Source organism: Tepidiforma bonchosmolovskayae (assembly GCF_008838325.1).
Classification (GTDB): domain Bacteria; phylum Chloroflexota; class Dehalococcoidia; order Tepidiformales; family Tepidiformaceae; genus Tepidiforma; species Tepidiforma bonchosmolovskayae.
In genome coordinates this window covers 1,382,986-1,400,516 of sequence record NZ_CP042829.1, presented here as the reverse complement: position 1 = coordinate 1,400,516, position 17,531 = coordinate 1,382,986, and the positions used below count along the sequence as shown (strand labels likewise).

Here is a 17,531-nt window from a genome sequence, read left to right as displayed (position 1 = left end):
GGGGAGGTGTCACCCGGCGCGGGCGAGCCGGTGTGCGCCCTGCTCGTGCTCGGGGTGGGGCTGGTCGGGGTGGTCGATGCTGGCGATGGCGCACTTCGTATGCTCGAAGACGTTCTCGGGCCCGAGGAGGTCGATGATGCCGAACCGCTCGAGCACGGGGCGCACCTCGGGCTGGATGGCCGTGAGGATGATGCGGCCGCCGTGCTGCTTCCGGTGCTCGATGATGCCCTCGAGGGTGAGGAGGCCGGTGGTATCGATGTGGTGGACGTCCTTCATCCGGAGGATGAGCGGGCGGTGGGCGTCGCCCTGGAGCTGGTATTCGAACGACGCCGCGCTGTGGAACGACAGGAGGCCCTGGGCGGTGAAGAAGTCGATATCGGGCCGAGACTTGATCAGCTCGGAGAGCTCGTCGGAGACCTGGGCAATCCGCCCGCTTGCGTCGGGGAGCATGGCGGCGGCCGCGGGCACGTTCACCAGCCGGCGCACGAGGAGGATGGTCGACGCGAGGACGCCGAAGCCGATGGCGTAGGTAAGGTCCAAGAAGAGCGTGATGAGGATGGTGGCCACGAGGACGAGCACATCTTCGCGCGGGGCCCGGCGGATGAGACGGGTGACCTCGGGGACTTCGGCAATCTTCCAGGCGGTGATGAGGAGGACGGCCGCGAGGGTGGCCATCGGGATGTGCCCGGCGAGCGGCCCGAGCGCGAGCGTCAGGGTGAGGACGGTGACCGAGTGGAAGACCCCGGCAAGGCGGGAGGTGGCGCCGGCGCGGATGCTCGCGGCGGTCCGGGCGATGGCCGCGGTTGCGGGGATGCCGCCGAAGAAGGGGACGACGATGTTGGCGATGCCCTGCCCGCGCAGCTCGCGGTCGGGGTCGTGGCGGATGCGCTGACCGGCCATGCCATCGGCGACCACGGCCGAGAGGAGCGATTCGACGCCGCCGAGGATGGCGACCGCGATAGCGGGCTGGATGAGGTCGGGGATGAGCGCGGCGTCGAAGAAGCCGAACGAGGGGCGGGGGAATTCGCGCGGGAGGTCGCCGTACTTGCTGGCCACGGTCGCGGTATCGATCCCGAGCGCCCAGGTGACGGCAGTGACCGCGACGACGGCGACCAGCGCCGGGGGGATGCGGCGTTCGAACCGGGGCCAGGCGATGAGGATGGCCAGCGAGGCGAGGCCCACGGCCGGGGTGGTGAGGCCGACCGTCGAGAGGTGGCCGAAGGTATCGAGCGTGCGTTCGTGGAAGTGCTCGAGCGAGGGATTCGTGCCGGTCACGCCGAGGAAGGCATTGAGCTGGCCGAACGCGATGGAGAGAGCGATGCCGGCCGTGAACCCGACGATGACCGTCCCGGGCATGTAGCGGACCAGCCGACCGAAACGGAATACGCCCATGGCGACGAGGATGATGCCGGCCAGGAGGGCGACCATCGGCAGGGCGCCCGGGCCATGGACGAGGACGACATGGCTGAGCAGCGGTACAAGCGCTGCCGTGGGCCCGGTGATGTTGTAGCGGGAGCCGCCGAAGATGGCGGCTGCGGCGCCGGCGAAAACGGCGGTGTACAGGCCCGCGATCGGCGGGACGCCGACCGCTACGGCGAGGGCGATCGAGAGCGGCAGGGCGATAATCCCGGCCACCATGCCGGCCACTGCATTCGCGCGGAGTTCGGCGAGGGAGGGGCGGGCCGGGAGGGACGGGCGTTCGAAGGGCAGCGCGGCGCGCAGGGTCACATCGACGGCTCCAGGGAGTCGCTTCCGAGGCCTGCGGGGTGAGCTGACGGGTTCGGGCGGAAGGGCCCGTCCTCTGCGGCGAGGATTCACCCCGGGGAAGTGGGTCCCCCGCTCCGCTGTCGCGGATTCGGCCGGCTGCCGCTCGTGCGACAGCGTCGTACTCCAAGCCTCGGCAGACGCCTGATTACGGTCTAGAGCACAGCAAATGACGAACCATCGGACTGCCTTCGGAAATCCGGAACTTGACGCCGCATTTCGCACTCTTCACCGGGCGCGGGCGGCGGGGGAGAATTTCCCGCGGAACAGGCATGTCGAAGGCGCGACCGATCCCCGCGGCGGGCTGGCTGCCGGTCGGCGAAGAACCGCAGCCGACAGGTTCGATTACCGACTGCGTGATCCTCCGGAACGACGGCGTTTCGCTCGTGGCCCTGCCCGGCGGCGATATCGACGCTGCGGCGCACGAGGCGACGGGGCTGTACCGGTGCGACACGCGCCACCTCTCGCGTTTCCGGCTGACGCTGGGCGGCGTCGCGCCGATCCTGCTCGATGCGAGCCAGTCGGGCGCGATCTTCTCGGCCGTCTACACCAACCCGGCGATGGCGGACCCCGCCGGGCGGGTGGTGCCGGCGCGGGCGCTCGTCATCCGCCGGCGGCGGGTGCTCGGCCGGGGGCTCGTCGAAAGCCTGACGATTTCGAACTACCACCGGGATGCGCAGGCGATCGAGGTGCGGCTCGAGGTCGATGCTGATTTCCACGACATCTTCGAGGTCCGCGGCTTCGAGCGGCGGAGCGCCCGGCCGCCGGTGGATGCGCAGGCCGGGCGGGCCGGGATTCGCTTCCGGTACGCCGGCGCGGACGGCGCCGTGCGCACCACGTCGGTGCGGTTCGACCCGCCGCCGTCGTCGATCGGGGCCGGGGGCGCGCTCTACCGGCTCGTGCTGGAGCCGCGGGAGACGGTGGTGCTCGACATCCGGGTGAGTACGGGCGAGCCGGGTGAGCGCCAGCCGGTGCCGCAGGTGATTGCGCGGGTGCAGCGCGAGGAGCGGGCCTTTCTCGATGAGGCGACCCGCTTCCAGTGCGACTACGAGCCGCTGAACGACGCGGTGGAGCGCGCGCTGCTCGACGTGCGCGCGCTGCGCACGGCGGTCGACGGGACGGAGTTCATTGCGGCCGGGGTTCCGTGGTTCGATACGCTGTTCGGGCGCGACAGCCTCATCACGGGGATGTTCCTCGCGCCGTGGGCGCCCCGGCTGCTGCGCGGGGCGCTGGAGGTCCTGGCCCGCTACCAGGCGGAGGAGCACGACGCGGCCTCCGATGCGGCCCCCGGCAAGATTCCCCACGAGCTGCGCTGGGGCGAGCTGGCGCGCATCGGCGAGGTGCCGTTCGGGCAGTACTACGGCAGCATCGATGCGACCCCGCTCTTCCTGGTCGCTGCCGAGGAGTACCTGGCATGGACCGGCGACCGGGCGGCGATCGAGCGGCTCTGGCCGAACCTGCGGGCGGCGGCCCGCTGGTGCCTCGCCGAGCTGGAGCGCCACGGCGGCGTGGTGGCCTACGCGCGGGAGTCGCCGGCGGGGCTGGAGAACCAGGGGTGGAAGGACTCGCACGACGCCATCCGGTGGCCCGACGGACGCCTCGCGGAGCCGCCGATAGCGCTCGTCGAGGTGCAGGCGTACACGCTGGCCGGGCTGCGGGCATTCACGCGGATGGCGGCGCTCTGCGGCGAGCCTGCCGACGGCGCGGAGGCGGCGGCCGACCGGCTGGCGGCGCTCATCGAGGAGCGGTTCGGCGACGACGCGCTGGGCTACGTGCTCTGCCTCGAGCGGGCGCGGACGCCGGTGCCGACGCCGGCTTCGAACCCGGGCCACCTGCTCTGGCTGGGCGACCCGCTGCCCGCGCGGGCGGCCGCCTTCGCCGACCGGGCCTTCCAATCGGACCTGTTCAGCGGGTGGGGGGTGCGGACGCTCGCGTCGTCGGTGGCGGGCTACAACCCGCTCGGCTACCACACGGGCTCGGTCTGGCCGCACGACAACGCGATCCTGCTCGCCGGGCTGCGGCGGCACGGGTTTGACGACCTCGCCCGGGCGCTGGGGACGGCGTTCATCGAGGCGGCGCTCGCCTTCCCGGCCTACCGCATCCCCGAGCTGTACTGCGGCGACCCGCGGGAGCTGCGGCTGGTGCCGACGCCGTACCCGGTCGCCTCCCGCCCGCAGGCGTGGTCGGCGGCGAGCCTGCCGTTCGTGCTGGCGACGATGCTGGGGGTGCGCCCGGCCGGGCCGCGCACGCTCGCCATCACCCGCCCGCAGCTTCCGGGGATGGTCGAATGGGTGCGGCTGCGGAACCTCCGGGTAGCGGGCGCCGGGGTCGACCTCGCCTTCCGGCGGGGCGCGGCCGGCGTGGCGGTGGAGGTCGAGGGCGTGCGGGGCGACCTCGCGATCGTGCTCTCCGACCGGTGGCCGCAGTAGGGGCGGGCTCCGGGGCAGCCGACGCGGTATTGACGTCCTGCCGATAGCGAACGAAGAATGATGGCGAGGCGCGGCCCGGGCGGCCCGCGCCCGAGAACCGTTCGAACCCGAGGGATGCGAGATGGAGACGATGCGGATCGCCATCGTTGCGCCGCCGTGGTTCGCCGTTCCGCCGACGGGCTACGGCGGCATCGAGTGGGTCGTGAGCTACCTCGCGGACGGGCTCGCCCGGCGCGGCCACGACGTGACCCTCTTCGCCGCGGGCGGCTCGCGGACCGAGGCGCGGCTGGTCACCACCTTCCCCGAGCCGCCTTCGAAGCAGCTGGGCAACGCCGCGGTCGAGGCCCGCCATGTGCTCGCCGCCTACGACCGCTGGCGCGAGTTCGACATCATCCATGACCACACCTTCCTCGGCCCCATCGTCGGCGCTGCCGTGCCGGTGCCGGTGGTCCACACCCTGCACGGGCCGGTGACGCCGGAGAACCGCGGGCTGATCGCCGACCTCGGCCGGCGGCTCCACCTCGTGGCGATCAGCCACCACCAGCGTTCGACCCTGCCGGAGGGCGTGCACGCGACGGTCATCCACAACGGCATCGACCCGGCGGCGTTCCCCTTCAGCGACCGGCCGGGGGAGTACCTGCTCTTCTGCGGGCGGATCAACCCGGAGAAGGGGCCGGTGCAGGCGATCGAAATTGCCCGGCGGGCGGGGCTGCCGCTGCTGATGGTGGTCAAGATCAACGAGCCGATCGAGCACGAGTACTGGGAGGCCGAAGTGCGGCCGCGGCTGCGCGGGCTGGACGTGGAGGTGAAGCAGCAGCCGCCGACCGGGGAGAAGCTGCGCGCTTACCGCGACGCGCTCGCCACGCTCTTCCCCATCCAGTGGCCGGAGCCGTTCGGCCTGGTGATGATCGAATCGATGGCGACTGGCACACCCGTCATCGCCTTCCGGAACGGGTCGGTGCCGGAGGTGGTGCAGGACGGCGTGACCGGCATCATCTGCGAGGACATCGATGCGGCCGCAGAGGCGGCCTGGCGGGCGAAGGAGTTGGACCGGCGGGAGTGCCGGCGGCGGGTGGAGCGGCACTTCAGCGCGGCGCTGAACGTGCTCCGGCACGAGCAGCTCTACCGCGCCATCCTGGCGGAGGGCGGCCGGCGCGAGGCGGCGACGCAGCTCCCGCTGGCGCTCGATGCGGCCGACGGGCACGCGGACAGCGCGGGCCGGGCCGGGCGCGAGGGCTGAGCTGTCCGGCTGGAGCTGGACCGCGGCAGCGAGCACACGGCGGTGGTGACCTGCGCGCGGTGAGCCGGAGCCGGGTTCAGCCGGGCGGGGCGATGGGTGGCCGGTAGGCGGCCTGCGCCGCTTCGAAGGTGGCGGCCCGGGCGAGCAGCCCTTCGGCGCCGCCCTGTCGTTCGAGCAGCTCCAGCCCGAAGCGGCCGTACTCGTCGCGCACCCATTTCTCGAGGAAGTAGCGGTCGCGCTCGCGGCGGCCGGCGGGGTCGCGCACGGTGCGGTGGGCGGCGAGGTCGGCGAGGACATCGTCGAGGCCTTCGCCGGAGAGCGCGCTGGTGCGGTAGATGGGCGGGGGCGAGGCCTCGCCCGGGCGGGCAAAGTCGATGCTCGCGCGGAGGGCGTGGTAGCTCCGGCGGGCGGCGGCACCGACGTCGCATTTATTGAGGATGAAGGCGTGGGGCACCTCCATGATGCCGGCCTTCATGAACTGGATGTGGTCGCCGCCGAGCGGCTGAAGCACGAGGTAGACGCGGTCGGCCAGCCGTTCGATTTCGACTTCGCTCTGGCCGATGCCGACCGTTTCGACGAAGACGTAGTCGAACAGCCGCTCGAGCACGCGGACGACCGGGTAGGTTGCCCGGCCCATGCCGCCGAGCTCGCGGTCGGAGGGCTGGGAGCGGAAGTAGAGCCGCCGCTCGCCGATAGGGAAGTGGACGCGGGTGCGGTCGCCGAGGATGGAGCCGCCCGAGCGGTGGCTGGAGGGGTCGATGGCGAGGACGGCGACGGAGACCGCCTGGTCGCGGGCGACCATACGGGCAGCGAGTTCGCCGACGAGGGTGGATTTGCCGCTGCCGGGCGTGCCGGTGAAGCCTGCGACCATGGCGCGGGGCAGGGCGCCGTGCGCTTCGAGGGCCGCGATGGCGGCCGCCTTCCCGGGGACGGCCTCGGGGCGGGCGTCCTCGAAGAGGCGGACGAGCCGGGCGAGCGGCCACTTTTCGAGCGCGATCGCGCCGGCGACGAGCTCGTCGAGCGCGGGAGCGGTCACCGGGCGCGGACGCCGGCCTGTTCTTCGACGACGTCCATGATGCGGCTCATCACGTCAGCGAGGTCGAAGTCGGCCGGGGTGAAGATCTGGCGGACACCGAGGGCGCGGAGGGCTTCGTGGTCGTCCTTCGGGATGATGCCGCCGACGATGACGGGGATGGAGTCGCCGGCGCCGGCGGCCCGCAGCCCTTCGATCACCTGCCGGGTGAGGTCGAGGTGGGAGCCGGAGAGGATGGAGAGGCCGATAACATCGGCGGCCTCTTCGACGGCGCTCTGGACGATCTCCTCGGGCGTGAGGCGGATGCCGGAGTAGACGACATCGAAGCCGCAGTGGCGGGCCGCGACGGCGATCACTTCGGCGCCGTTGGAGTGGCCATCGAGGCCGGGCTTGCCGACGACGATCCGCGGGCGGTGGCCGGTGCGGCGGACGAACTCCTCGGCGCGGCGGCGGACCTCGGCGACGCGGTCGCTGTCGACGTAGAGGCGCTGCCCCTCGACGCCGGTGGGCGGGCGGTACTCGCCGAAGACGCGGCGGAGGGTATCGGCCCATTCGCCGGTGGTGACGCGGGCGAGGGCGCACTCGATCGAGGGCTCCATCAGGTTCGCGCCGCTGCGGGCCGCGGCTTCGAGGGCTTCGAGGGCGGCCTGCACCCGCGCCGGGTCGCGCTTCGCTTTGACGGCGGCGAGCGCTTCGAGGGTGCGGCGGGTCTCGGCTTCATCGACCTTGAAGATGCCGCCATCCTCGCCGGTGAGGAGCGGCGAGGGGAGGCCGTCGGTCCAGCGGTTGACGCCGACAATGACGAGTTCGCCGGAATTGATTTTGCTGACCCGCTCGGACATGGAGCGGACGAGCTGGGACTTCAGGTAGCCGGATTCGACGGCGGCGCGGATGCCGCCCATGGCTTCGATGCGCGCGATCTCCTCGCGGGCCTGCCGCTTGAGCTCTTCGACCTTCGATTCGATGACGACGGAGCCGTCGAAGATGTCGGGGTATTCGAGGAGGTCGGTTTCGTAGGCGAGGATCTGCTGGAGGCGGAGCGACCACTGCTGGTCCCACGGGCGCGGGAGCGAGAGGGCCTCGTTCCATGCGGGGAGCTGGAGGGCGCGGCAGCGCGCCTTGCGGGAGAGGGTGACGCCGAGGGCTTCGATGAGGATGCGCCAGGCGTTGTTCTCGGGCTGCTGCTCCGTGAGGCCGAGCGAGTTGACCTGGACGCCGTAGCGGAAGAGCCGCTGCTTCGGGTCGGTCACGCCGTAGCGGTCGCGGGTGATTTCGTCCCAGAGTTCGACGAAGGCGCGCATCTTGCACATCTCTTCGATGAACCGGATGCCGGAGTTCACGAAGAAGGAGATGCGGCCGACGACCTCGGGGAAGCGGTCGGCAGGGACGACGCCGCGCTCGCGGATGGTATCGAGGACGCCGATGGCGTTGGCGAGGGCGAAGGCGAGCTCCTGCACGGGAGTGGCGCCGGCTTCCTGCAGGTGGTAGCTGCAGATATTCGAGGCGTTCCACTTCGGCAGGTTATCGAGGCAGTACTCGTACATCTCCGCGATGAGGCGGAGGCTCGCCTCGGGCGGGAAGATGTAGGTGCCGCGGGCGAGGTATTCCTTAATGATGTCGTTCTGGGTGGTGCCCTGGAGCTTGCGGACGTCCTCGCCGCGTTCGCGGGCGACGCCGATATAGAGGGCGAGCAGCCACATGGCGGTGGCGTTGATGGTCATCGAGGTGTTCATCTCTGCGAGGGGGATGCCCTCGAAGAGCTGGTGCATATCGTCGATGGTGTTGATGGGCACACCGACCTTGCCGACCTCGGGCAGGGCGAGGGGGTGGTCGGAGGAGTAGCCGGTCTGGGTGGGCAGGTCGAAGGCGACGGAGAGGCCGGTCTGCCCGGCGGCGAGGTTCTTCCGGTAGAGGGCGTTGGAGGCGGCGGCGCTGGAGTGGCCGGCGTAGGTGCGGAAGATCCAGGGGCGGTCCTTCGTCGGGTTGCCGTCGGCGTCGTAAAGGCGGTGGGGCAGGCGCTCGGCGGGGGCCTGCCCGGGGTCGTTCGGTGAGCTCACGCTACCCCTCCGGGGCCAAAGTGGACGAGCTGCCGGGGCCCGGCGGGAGCGCACCGGCGAGCGATGTGCACCTTATGGTAGCGGAGACGGCGCGGAACGTCCGAACGCGCCGTGCGAACATCGGAGAATTGCGATACCGGCCCCGGTGTGGTTGCATCTGGCGATGCCGATCGTGCTGGCCCGCCAGCAACGCGCTGTGTTCTCCCGCCGGTGGCTGCAGGTCGCGGCCGCCGCCATGTTCATCAACACCAGCTACGGCACGCTGTCCTATGCGTTCTCAGTGTTTGTGACGGAGAGCGGGCCGGGCGGGGAGTTCGGCGCCGGGGTCGTCTCGGCAGGGTTCGGGGCGGCGCTGCTCGTGAGCGGCGTGTCCGGCATCTTCGCCGGCACGGTGGCTGACCTGCTGGGGACGCGCCGGCTGATGGCCGGCGGCGCCGTGCTGGGCTGTGGGGGGCTGGCGCTCCTCGCGGCCGCACGGGAGCCGTGGCAGTTCGTGGCGGTCCTCGCGGTGGTCCTCGGTCCCGCGATGGCGGCCACCTTCTACGAGCCGGTCTACGTGCTGATGAACCGCTGGTTCCCGGCCGAGGAGCGGCCGCGGGCGTACGGTGTCCTGACCCTGCTGAGCGGCTTCAGCATCACGATCTTCACGCCGCTGACGCGGTGGCTGGTCGACGGCCTCGGGTGGCGGGCGGCGATGGTGGTGCTGGGGGGCATCCTGCTCGCCGTGGGGACGGCGGTACCGGCGGTTATCCGCGAGCCGGCGGCGCCGGCGAGAGCGCGCCTGACGCCCCAAGGCTTCCTGCGTGAGGCGGCCGCCGGGGTCCGCCAGGCGAACCGCGCGTTCTGGCTGTTCACCCTGGCGTTCTTCGTGGCGACGGTGGCGTTCAGCGGCTTCCAGTTCCACCTGGTTGCGGGGCTGGAAGGTCGCGGGTTCGCCCCGGGAGGGGTGGCCTGGGCGATTGCCGTGACGGGCATCGTCAGCCTGCCGGCCCGTCTCCTGCTGCCGTTGCTTTCGGAGCGGATCTCGAGCCCGGCATTGCTTGCGCTCTGTTTCACGGGCGTGGCCGGGGCCGCGCTTACCACCGCCGTCGCCGATTCGTGGTGGCAGGTGTGGGTTGTGGTCGGGCTGTTCGGCACGGTCTTCGGCGCGATCTACCCGCTGCGGGCCCTGGTCATCTCAGAGCGGTTCGCAGGCCCGTACTTCGGGCGGCTCATCGGGCTGCAGGCCCTCTTCGTGGCGACAGGCCGTGCGGCGGGCCCGGCAGCGATCGGGCTGGCGGGCACTTCGCCGCCGGGGTATGAGCTCGGCTTCCGGGTGGCCGCAGCGGTCCTGGTCGCGAGCGCGGCCGTCACCTGGCTGGCCCTGGACCGACGGCCGGGCTGACGACAGCAAAGGGGCGGGGGATGTGCACCCCCCGCCCCTTCTGCGCGGCTGCAGCGGAGCCGGGCGGCTCAGCCGAGCTTCTTGATCTCCTCGATGAGCGCGGGGACGACCTTCCGGTAGTCGTCGATGACGGCGTACTTGGCCACCTTCACCATGTTGGCATCGGGGTCTTTGTTGATGGCCACGATGTTCTTGGAGCCGGCCATGCCCGCCATGTGCTGGCTGGCGCCGGAGATGGCGACGGCGATGTAGAGGTTGGGCGAGACGACCTTGCCGGTGAGGCCGACCTGCTGGCTCGGCGGGTACCAGCCGAGGTCGCAGGCGGCGCGGCTCGCGCCCGTGGCGCCCTTGAGGAGGGCGGCGAGCTCTTCGAGCAGCTTGAAGCCGGAGGGGTCGCCAAGGCCGCGGCCGCCGGAGACGACCACCGGGGCATCTTCGAGGCGGATGCCGGTGCTCTCGGCCTTCTGGACGCCGAGGATCTTGATGCGGGCTTCGCCGGCGACGTCGATGGTGGTGACGGCGCCGGTGCGGGAGGCATCGGCCGGGAGGGCATCGAACGACTTCGCCTTCACGGTGGCGATGGCCGGCGCGTTCTTGAAGGAGACCTCGGCGCGGGCGTTGCCGCCGTAGCAGGAGCGGGTCGCAATCAGCTTGCCCTGGTACTTCAGGTCGACGGTCTCCATCGAGACGGCGGTGTCGAGGGCGAAGGCGAGCATGGGGCCGAGGTCGCGGCCGAGGGCCGTCTGGCCCATGAGGACGATATCGGCGCCCGACTGCTGGAGCGCGGCCTGAACGGCGGGGAGGTAGACCTCCGCGAGGGCGCCCTGGAGCGCGGGGTTGGTGTCGACGATGGCGGCATCGGCGCCGAGGGCGATGAGCTCCTTGCCGAGCGCTTCGCTCCCGGCGACGAAGGCGGTGACGGTTCCGGCGCCTTCGCCGGCCAGCTTGCGGGCGGCGCCGAGGAGCTCGCCCGAGATGGAGGACAGCGCCCCCTCGTTGGCTTCTGCGATGACCAGGATTCCTGCCATGGTGCGTGCTCCTCCTTAGATCAGCTTCGCGGCCCGGAGCTTCTGGGCGAGGTTGCGGGCCTTCTCTTCGGGGGTGTCGCCCTCGATGATCTCGACGTTGCTCTCGACCTTCGGGACGTAGAGGGCCTCGAGGACGAGCCTGCGGTTCTCCTTGCCCATTTCGCCGGCGATGCCGAGGTCGTTCGCACCCCAGACCTGCACGGTCTTCTTGGCGGCGAGCATGATCTGGCGGAGCTGCGGGTAGCGGGGCTCGCCGAACTCGTTCGAGACGGAGACGACGGCGGGGAGCGGCGTTTCGACCGTCTGGAAGCCGTCTTCGAGGACGCGCTCGACCTTGAGGCCGGCGCCGTTCTTTTCAATCGCCTTGGCGACGGTGACGCAGGGGACCCCGAGGGCCTGGGCGATGCCGAGCGGGACGACGCCCATGTCCCAGTCGGCTGCGGCGCGGCCGGTGAGGACGAGGTCGGCGCCGCCGAGCTTTTGGATGGCGGCGGCGAGGGCCTTCGCGGTCTGGAAGTTATCGATGTCCTCGAACTCGGGGCCGGTGATGAGGACGCCCTCATCGGCGCCCATGGCGAGGGCGTGCTTGATGGCGTCGCGGGCCGAATCGGGGCCGAGGCTGATGACGGTGACCTTGCCGGTGCCGGCGGCCTCCTTCAGGCGGAGGGCAGCCTCGGTGGCCTGCGGGTCGTACGGGTTGACGACCGGGGCGATGCCCTGGGCCGGGATGACCTTCTTGGCAACCTCATCGACCTTGAAGGACGCGGCCGGGGTCTCGGGGTCAGGGATTTGCTTGACACAGACGACGATGTTCACGCGGCGTTCCTTGCCTCCTGCGCGTTGCCGGTCCTCGTGCGGGGGTGCGGGCCGGGGCGATTCCTGCAGTGAATTGGGGCAAACCCGGAGCAATGTACCACACGTGACGAGATTGTGAAATATCGCACCAATGCTGGCCGGGCGGCCAGCACCGGCCCCGGGTTCTGCGCCCTGAAACACGAACGTCATAGCCCGGAAACAGGTTCGAAACGGCGCCGAAACGGGCGGGAAACTCCCCCTTCCTACCGTTACGGCCATCCAGCGGGGGCGTCCGCGGGGCCCCGGCCGCCGCTCGCTGGCAATCCGCAGGTGCCGCCGGGCACCGGAACGTCACGGGGGTTCATCTTATGGAGAGGCGCACCTGGCTGCGCAAATTGCACCGGCCGCTCGCTGTGTTGGGCGGCGCCATCTTCGCCATGGCGGCGATTTCGGCCGCCGCGGCCCAGGAACCGACGACGGAGGAGCACGTCGCCGACCTCCTGAAGGCCGTCGACACTGCCTGGCTCCTCATCGCCGGGTCGCTCGTGTTCTTCATGCAGGCGGGCTTCGCCATGCTGACCGGGGGGTTCGTCCGCTCGAAGAACACCGCGAACATCCTGATGAAGAACATGATTGACGCCTGCGTCGGGGGCCTCCTGTTCTGGGCCTTCGGCTATGGCCTGGCCTACGGCACGTCGAGCTCCTCGAACGGGTTCATCGGCTTGGGCGACTTTTTCTTCAACAACTATGAGAGCTTTGCGAGCTGGTTCTTCCAGTACGCGTTTGCGGCGGCGGCAGCCACCATCGTGGCCGGGTCGCTGGCCGAGCGGCTGAAGTTCAGCGCGTACCTTGTTTATACGGTCGTGATTTCCGGGTTCATCTACCCGGTGGTGGTCCACTGGGCCTGGGACGTCAACGGCTGGATGTCGGCCTTCAACAAGGACCCGTTCCTTGCCAGCGGCTACATCGACTTCGCCGGCTCGGGCGTGGTGCACATGGTCGGCGGGTGGGCCGGCGTGGTGGGGGCGGCGCTGCTGGGCGCCCGCCTCGGGAAGTACGGCCCGGGCAAGCAGGTCAACGCCATTCCCGGGCATAACATCAGCATCGCCACGCTGGGCATGTTCATCCTCTGGTTCGGCTGGTACGGGTTCAACCCGGGCTCGACGCTGGCGCTGACGGGCGGCGGCGCGGCCCTGGCGGCCAAGGTGGCAGTCAATACGACGCTTGCGGCCTGCGCCGGCGGCGTGGCAGCCGTCCTGTACTCCAAGATCCTCACGACCCGGTACGACCCCGGCCTGCTGATCAACGGCATCCTCGCCGGTCTGGTGGGCATCACGGCGCCGTGTGCCACGGTCGACCCGTGGGCGGCGGTCGTCATCGGCGCGGTCGCCTCGTTCCTGATGTACCTGGCGGTCCTCGGGCTCGATGTCATCCGCATCGACGACCCGGTCGGCGCCTTCCCGGTCCACGGCATCGGCGGGCTCTGGGGCGTGATTGCGGTCGGCCTCTTCTCCAGCCAGACCGGGCTGGAGCAGGCCGGCTACAGCGACCCCTCGAAGTACGGGCTCCTGCTTGGCGGCGGCTTCGAGCAGCTCGGCGCCCAGCTGGTGGGCGCGGCGTCGATCATCGCGTGGGTCGTCGTCACCGCGTTCATCCTCTTCTTCGGCATCAAGGTGACGATCGGGATGCGCGTCCCGCCGGAGGAGGAGGAGAAGGGGCTCGACCTGCTCGAGCACGGGCTCGACTCCTACCCGGACTTCGGGCCGACGGGCCCCGGCGTCTTCAGCCCGGGCGCGTAGCGGGCGCAGGCATCGGCTAGACTCATCGCGGGGCCGGGCCCCGGCCCCGCGGACTACCCAGAGAGGAAGGCAACTGCAATGAAGCGCATCGATGCGATCATCCGGCCCTCCCGGCTCCCCTTCGTCCGCGAGGCGCTCGAAGAGCTCGGCTACGGCGGCATGACGGTGGCCGAGGTGAAGGGCCACGGCAAGCAGCGCGGCATCACCGAACAGTGGCGCGGGCGCGAGTACAAGGTCGAGTACCTGTCGAAGGCGTGGATCCTCGTCGTGGTCAACGACCAGGACCTCCAGAAGGTGGTGAACGCGATCGTGGAGAACGCGCGCACCGGCGAGATCGGCGACGGGAAGATCTTCGTCTCGGACGTGCTCGACGTGATCCGGGTGCGGACGAACGAACGCGGCCCGGCAGCCGTGTAACGGACGGCCGGGAGCGAGCTGCAGCGGCCGGGCACCCTCGGGTGCCCGGCCGCTTTCGTGCGCGGGCCAGGAAACGCGCCCGTAACATCGGCGCAAACCGGCCGAAATGCCCGGCGGTGAGAATCGGGACGATGCAGGCCCACATGCGATGCCGGGAGGTGGAGGCGGGACGGTGCCGACGCTAACCCTCGAACCGTTCCGGAGGCGGGTGGAGCAGCTGCGCGATGCGTGGGCGGAGCGGCGCGCGCTGCGGGGGATCGCGCGGGCGCACGACCGGGAATCGCAGCTCGCGCTGCTCCGCACGCTCCACGGCTGGGCAGCGGAGGCGGCGGCCGAGATCCGGGCGGTGTACGGCCCCGGGCTGCCGGTGGAGGTGAGCCGCCTGCCGTCCGACGATGCGGAGGCGGCCGCCTTCACGGTGCGCGTGGCGCAGGACCACACGCTGACCTTCGCCCTGGTGGAGCGGCGGCGGGTCGGCGGCACACGCTGGCACATCGCGGTGACGATGAGCACCGGCGGGCCCCGCGGCTCAACCGTGGCGGCCGGCCCGGAGCGGCGGAACGGGCAGTGGACGCGGGCGCGGCTGGAGGACCTGCTCCTCTCGCTCCTGGGGGCGTACGAGCGGGCCCGGTCGGAGGGGGGCGAGGGGGCGGGCTAGCCCGCAGCCCGGTCGAGGATTTCGGCGACGCAGCGGAGGCCGGATTCGACGGCGCCCTGGATCCAGCCGTGGGCGAGGGAGGCATGCTCGCCGGCGAAGTGGAGGCGCCCCTCGGGCGCGATGATGTGGCGGTAGAGGTGGGTCTGCTGGCCGGGCTCGAAGAGGGCGTAGGCGCCGCCGGCGAACTCGTCCTGGTGCCAGACCTTGCTGGCGCCCAGTTCGAACTCCCGGCGGACGGCCGGGTGGATGACCTCGACGTTTTCGATCGCCTGGGCGAGGCGCTCCTCGGGGCTGAGGGTGCCCCAGCGGCGGGCGTCTTCGGCCCAGGTGTAGCTGGCGAGGAGGATGCCGCGGCCGCCGGGCTCGCCGCCCGAGGGGTAGTAGATGGTGCGGATCGGGAGGTCGGTCACGGAGCCGCCGCCGCTGATGCCCTCGTCCTCCTCCCAGAAGCGGCGCCGGCACTGGAAGAAAATCTTCGTCGCGGCATCGTAGTAGAGGGTGCGGATGGCGCGCTGCTTGCCGCGGCTGAGGGCTGGGGTGATTTCGATGTGGCGGAGAAGGGAGAAGGGGATGGTGATGATGGCGCGGTCGCCGGTGAAGGTGTGTTCTCCTGCGACGGTGCGGCAGCGGACCTGGACGCCCTCGAGCGACTGGTGGATGGCGACGACGCGCATGCCGTAGCGGATGGCGCCGCCCAGCCCGGCGAGGAAGGCGCGGGGGAGGCGGTCCATGCCGCCCGGGATGGTGACGACGTCGGTGAACCAGCGCCCAGCTTCTTCGCGCAGCACCTCGAGGAAGGCGCTGTTCATGAACGGCTCCATGTGGGTGAGGAGCCCCCAGAGTTCGATGGCGCCCTGCGACCAGCCGCGGGATTCGAGGAATTCGGCGAGGGAGTACTGGTCGTACTGGGTGGCGACCTCCTCCCAGCCGAGGTCGCCGTGCTCGCGGATGGTCTGGAGCAGGGGTTCGATTTCACGCTCCCAGCGGGCGCCGATGGGGAGGTCGGTTTCGCCGGGCTGGAGTTCGAAGTCGCCGGCGTGGGCGGCCGAATCGAAGTCGCCGCGGCGGATCCGTTCGCCGCCGAAGGCGACGTAGGTGTGCGGGTTCTCCATCACGAACGGGACGGTCGGCAGTCCGAATCGTTCGACGTAGCGGAGGACGAGGTCGTGGGCGCGGGGGATGCGCATGGCGCCGGCTTCGCCGTAGAGGCCGTCGGAGAACGGTTCGCGGAAGGTCTGGATGCGGCCGCCGACGCGGGGCTGGGCTTCGAGGATGGTGACGGCGAAGCCGCGGCGGCGGAGTTCGAAGGCGGCGGCGAGGCCGGCCATCCCGGCGCCGAGGACGAGGATGTGTTCGCGGCCGACGGGGGCCGGGGCCGGGTCGCCGGCGAGTTCGCGGAGGCGGTCGGGGGTGACGGTCATTGCGGGCCGCAGGCTACCACAGCCGCGGGCAGGCGGGGATGGTCATTCGCGGCCCATGAGGCGGCGGGCGATGCGGGCGGCGGCCTCCTTATCGCCGGGGGCGAGTTCGCCGTCGAGCACCATGGCGCCGAGCTGGCGCTTGATGACCCCGACCCACGGCCCCGGGGGGCGGTCGAACATCCGGACCAGCTCGTCGCCGGAGAGCGGGCTCTCCGCGCGGATCGCCTCCGCCTCCTCCTGCTCGGCCCGGAGGCAGGCCGCTTCGAGCGCGTCGTGATAGGCGGTGTCGTCGTAGGTGTGGCTGGCGTTGTCTGCCCGCTTAAGCGCGAGGAGGTCGCGCCAGTGGCCGCCGAGCTTCGCCATGAAGCGGCGCACGGCGCGGCGGTCGGCGGGGTCGGGACGGTCCATGTGGCGGCGGACGAGGAGGACGACGACGTGGCTCTCGGCCCGGCCGAAGCGGAGCCGTTCGAGGAGGGAAGCGGCGAGCTCGGCGCCGACGACTTCGTGGCGGTAGAAGCCCCACTCCCCGTTCGGCTTCAGGTGGCGGACAGCCGGCTTGCCGATGTCATGGAGGAGCGCTGTCCAGCGGCGCAGGCGGAGCGTCCCGGGCGCGGCGGCGATCGCCTCGACGGTCGCGAGGGTGTGGCCCCAGACGTCGAACTTATGAAAGCGGTTCTGCTCGCAGCCGGGCATGGCGGCCAGCTCGGGGAGGGCGTGGGGAAGAGCGCCGACCTCGCGGAGGGCCTCGAGGCCGGCGGCCGGGGCCCGCCCCTGCAGGAGCTTGTCGAGCTCGGCGGTGACGCGCTCCTGCGAAAGGGTGGCGATGAGGTGGGCGGTTTCGCGCATGCCGGCGGCGGTCGCCGGGTCGAGCCGGAAGCCGAGCTGGCTGACGAACCGGACGCCGCGGAGGATGCGGAGGGGGTCTTCGCGGAACCGGGTGGCCGGGTCGCCGACGGCGCGGATGATGCCGGCGCGGAGGTCGGCCTCGCCGCTGAAGAGGTCGAGCCACTCGCCGGTGTGGGCGTTTTCGGCGAAGGCGGTGATGGTGAAGTCGCGCCGGGCGAGGTCCTCTTCGATGGTGCGGCCGAAGGTGACCTCCGGCCAGCGGCTGCCGCCGGCGTAGCTGTCGCCACGGAAGGTGGTGATTTCGACCCACGTGTCCTCGACGAGGACGCCGATGGTGCCGAACCGTTTGCCGACGGTGCTCACCTTCGCGCCGAGGGAGCGGGCGATCTCCTCGATTTCGTCGGGGAGCGCGTCGGTTGCGTAGTCGATGTCCTTCGAGGGGATGCCGAGGAGGCGGTCGCGGAGGGCGCCGCCGACGAGCCAGAGCTGGCGGCCGCGGGCGCGGAAGGCGTCGCGCAGCGCCTCGTGGGTGATGGTCATGGCGCGATTGTCTGGCCGGTGGCGCGCGGGTGTCGAACCTTCCTCCATCGGGGGATCTGGGGAAAACCCTGAGTGCCACGGGAAGGCCCGGGGCGGTACCCTACCGGTGCTGGCCGCCAG

General features: G+C 71.1%; 13 protein-coding genes and 1 riboswitch. Of the genes, 6 read left to right on the top strand and 7 right to left on the bottom strand.

Annotated features, from left to right (window positions below):
• Positions 1 to 9 precede the first annotated feature (9 nt).
• The gene (locus Tbon_RS07000) at positions 10 to 1,728 is read right to left on the bottom strand and encodes a SulP family inorganic anion transporter (protein ID WP_158066968.1); all 1,719 of its coding nucleotides are present in this window, start codon (positions 1,726 to 1,728) and stop codon (positions 10 to 12) included.
• Positions 1,729 to 1,755: 27 nt separating this feature from the next.
• Positions 1,756 to 1,861: riboswitch (cyclic di-AMP (ydaO/yuaA leader) on the bottom strand.
• Positions 1,862 to 2,036: 175 nt separating this feature from the next.
• Here Tbon_RS07000 and Tbon_RS06995 point away from each other — a divergent pair.
• On the top strand, positions 2,037 to 4,193 hold the full coding sequence (locus Tbon_RS06995) for an amylo-alpha-1,6-glucosidase (protein ID WP_158066967.1): 2,157 nt from the start codon (positions 2,037 to 2,039) through the stop codon (positions 4,191 to 4,193).
• A 121-nt stretch (positions 4,194 to 4,314) separates the two neighbouring features.
• Entirely contained in the window at positions 4,315 to 5,433 is a 1,119-nt protein-coding gene (locus Tbon_RS06990) for a glycosyltransferase family 4 protein (RefSeq protein WP_158066966.1), read from the top strand.
• A gap of 76 nt (positions 5,434 to 5,509) precedes the next feature.
• Here the strand turns inward: Tbon_RS06990 and Tbon_RS06985 are convergent, their stop codons facing one another.
• Positions 5,510 to 6,469 carry an ArgK/MeaB family GTPase gene (locus tag Tbon_RS06985; RefSeq protein WP_158066965.1) on the bottom strand — a complete coding sequence of 320 codons (960 nt, stop codon included), beginning with the start codon at positions 6,467 to 6,469 and terminating at the stop codon, positions 5,510 to 5,512.
• Complete coding sequence (locus tag Tbon_RS06980) at positions 6,466 to 8,523, bottom strand: protein meaA (RefSeq protein ID WP_158066964.1); 2,058 nt, start codon at positions 8,521 to 8,523, stop codon at positions 6,466 to 6,468. The genes Tbon_RS06985 and Tbon_RS06980 overlap by 4 nt, the downstream gene beginning before the upstream one ends.
• A 163-nt stretch (positions 8,524 to 8,686) precedes the next feature.
• Here Tbon_RS06980 and Tbon_RS06975 point away from each other — a divergent pair, with 163 nt between their 5' ends.
• Positions 8,687 to 9,907 (top strand): MFS transporter, encoded by a 1,221-nt coding sequence (locus Tbon_RS06975; RefSeq protein WP_158066963.1) that lies wholly within the window; start codon positions 8,687 to 8,689, stop codon positions 9,905 to 9,907.
• 68 nt (positions 9,908 to 9,975) lie between these two features.
• On the opposite strand, the gene Tbon_RS06970 is transcribed toward Tbon_RS06975, so the two are convergent.
• Positions 9,976 to 10,935 carry an electron transfer flavoprotein subunit alpha/FixB family protein gene (locus tag Tbon_RS06970; RefSeq protein WP_158066962.1) on the bottom strand — a complete coding sequence of 320 codons (960 nt, stop codon included), beginning with the start codon at positions 10,933 to 10,935 and terminating at the stop codon, positions 9,976 to 9,978.
• 15 nt (positions 10,936 to 10,950) lie between these two features.
• A complete protein-coding gene (locus Tbon_RS06965; protein WP_192497812.1) occupies positions 10,951 to 11,751 on the bottom strand; it encodes an electron transfer flavoprotein subunit beta/FixA family protein in 801 nt (266 codons plus the stop codon).
• A 347-nt stretch (positions 11,752 to 12,098) separates the two neighbouring features.
• Between Tbon_RS06965 and Tbon_RS06960 the strand changes: the two genes are divergently transcribed.
• The 3 genes from Tbon_RS06960 to Tbon_RS06950 all read left to right on the top strand — a co-directional run bounded on the left by Tbon_RS06960 (position 12,099) and on the right by Tbon_RS06950 (position 14,604).
• The gene (locus Tbon_RS06960; RefSeq protein ID WP_158066960.1) at positions 12,099 to 13,529 is read left to right on the top strand and encodes an ammonium transporter; all 1,431 of its coding nucleotides are present in this window, start codon (positions 12,099 to 12,101) and stop codon (positions 13,527 to 13,529) included.
• A 78-nt stretch (positions 13,530 to 13,607) separates the two neighbouring features.
• Positions 13,608 to 13,946, top strand: coding sequence for a P-II family nitrogen regulator (locus tag Tbon_RS06955; protein ID WP_158066959.1), 339 nt, complete (start codon positions 13,608 to 13,610; stop codon positions 13,944 to 13,946).
• Between the two features lie 172 nt (positions 13,947 to 14,118).
• Positions 14,119 to 14,604 (top strand): hypothetical protein, encoded by a 486-nt coding sequence (locus Tbon_RS06950; RefSeq protein ID WP_158066958.1) that lies wholly within the window; start codon positions 14,119 to 14,121, stop codon positions 14,602 to 14,604.
• Here Tbon_RS06950 and Tbon_RS06945 read toward each other — a convergent pair.
• Together Tbon_RS06945 and Tbon_RS06940 are read right to left on the bottom strand one after the other, a co-directional pair.
• Entirely contained in the window at positions 14,601 to 16,025 is a 1,425-nt protein-coding gene (locus Tbon_RS06945) for a flavin monoamine oxidase family protein (protein WP_158066957.1), read from the bottom strand. The genes Tbon_RS06950 and Tbon_RS06945 overlap by 4 nt on opposite strands.
• Positions 16,026 to 16,067: 42 nt before the next feature.
• Positions 16,068 to 17,411, bottom strand: a complete 1,344-nt coding sequence (locus tag Tbon_RS06940) for a CCA tRNA nucleotidyltransferase (protein ID WP_192497811.1) — start codon at positions 17,409 to 17,411, stop codon at positions 16,068 to 16,070.
• Positions 17,412 to 17,531: the final 120 nt, after the last annotated feature.

Bases quoted from the DNA above. Each gene is read 5' to 3' on its own strand.
- Tbon_RS06995 (WP_158066967.1), top strand. From the start codon at position 2,037: ATGTCGAAGGCGCGACCGATCCCCGCGGCGGGCTGGCTGCCGGTCGGC.
- Tbon_RS06990 (WP_158066966.1), top strand. From the start codon at position 4,315: ATGGAGACGATGCGGATCGCCATCGTTGCGCCGCCGTGGTTCGCCGTT.
- Tbon_RS06975 (WP_158066963.1), top strand. From the start codon at position 8,687: ATGCCGATCGTGCTGGCCCGCCAGCAACGCGCTGTGTTCTCCCGCCGG.
- Tbon_RS06970 (WP_158066962.1), bottom strand. From the start codon at position 10,935: ATGGCAGGAATCCTGGTCATCGCAGAAGCCAACGAGGGGGCGCTGTCC.
- Tbon_RS06960 (WP_158066960.1), top strand. From the start codon at position 12,099: ATGGAGAGGCGCACCTGGCTGCGCAAATTGCACCGGCCGCTCGCTGTG.
- Tbon_RS06955 (WP_158066959.1), top strand. From the start codon at position 13,608: ATGAAGCGCATCGATGCGATCATCCGGCCCTCCCGGCTCCCCTTCGTC.
- Tbon_RS06945 (WP_158066957.1), bottom strand. From the start codon at position 16,025: ATGACCGTCACCCCCGACCGCCTCCGCGAACTCGCCGGCGACCCGGCC.
- Tbon_RS06940 (WP_192497811.1), bottom strand. From the start codon at position 17,411: ATGACCATCACCCACGAGGCGCTGCGCGACGCCTTCCGCGCCCGCGGC.